This window comes from Nocardiopsis alba DSM 43377 (assembly GCF_000341225.1).
Taxonomy (GTDB): domain Bacteria; phylum Actinomycetota; class Actinomycetes; order Streptosporangiales; family Streptosporangiaceae; genus Nocardiopsis; species Nocardiopsis alba.
Genome location: NZ_ANAC01000049.1, coordinates 1 through 1,217, shown reverse-complemented (window position 1 = coordinate 1,217; position 1,217 = coordinate 1). Strand labels below are relative to the sequence as shown.

Genomic DNA, 1,217 nt, shown 5'->3' with positions numbered 1-1,217 from the left:
ACGTAGCCAACCAGCCATGCCCTTGGCAGGACAACTGGCACACCAGAGGTTCGTCCGTCCCGGTCCTCTCGTACTAGGGACAGCCCTTCTCAAGTCTCCAACGCGCACAGCGGATAGGGACCGAACTGTCTCACGACGTTCTAAACCCAGCTCGCGTGCCGCTTTAATGGGCGAACAGCCCAACCCTTGGGACCAACTCCAGCCCCAGGATGCGACGAGCCGACATCGAGGTGCCAAACCATCCCGTCGATATGGACTCTTGGGGAAGATCAGCCTGTTATCCCCGGGGTACCTTTTAGCCGTTGAGCGACACCGCTTCCACACGCCGGTGCCGGATCACTAGTCCCAGCTTTCGCTCCTGCTCGACACGTCCGTCTCACAGTCAAGCTCCCTTGTGCACTTACACTCAACACCTGATTACCAACCAGGCTGAGGGAACCTTTGGGCGCCTCCGTTACTCTTTAGGAGGCAACCGCCCCAGTTAAACTACCCACCAGACACTGTCCCCGAACCGGATCACGGTCCAAAGTTAGATGCCCGAAACAGTCAGAGTGGTATTTCACCAACGCCTCCACCGCCACTAGCGTGACAGCTTCACAGGCTCCCACCTATCCTACACAAACCATCCCAAACACCAATGTCAAGCTATAGTGAAGGTCCCGGGGTCTTTCCGTCCTGCTGCGCGAAACGAGCATCTTTACTCGTAGTGCAATTTCACCGGGCCCATGGTTGAGACAGTGGGGAAGTCGTTACGCCATTCGTGCAGGTCGGAACTTACCCGACAAGGAATTTCGCTACCTTAGGATGGTTATAGTTACCACCGCCGTTTACTGGCGCTTAGATTCCCAGCTTCGCAGGCCGAAACCCACTAACCAGTCCTCTTAACGTTCCAGCACCGGGCAGGCGTCAGTCCGTATACAGCGTCTTACGACTTCGCACGGACCTGTGTTTTTAATAAACAGTCGCTTCCCCCCGCTATCTGCGACCCCACCCAGCTCAGAAGGCACGCTTCATCACCGGACAGGGCTCCCCTTCTCCCAAAGTTACGGGGACAATTTGCCGAGTTCCTTAACCATGGTTCACCCGAACGCCTCGGTATTCTCTACCTGACCACCTGCGTCGGTTTAGGGTACTGGCCACACACGAACTCGCTAGAGGCTTTTCTCGACAGCATGGGATCACTCACTTCACCAAAAACGGCTCGGCATCACGTCTCA

General features: G+C 56.2%; 1 rRNA gene. It reads right to left on the bottom strand.

From position 1 onward, the window contains the following. Positions 1–1,217 (bottom strand): 23S ribosomal RNA (locus D451_RS0126075); the annotation flags it as partial.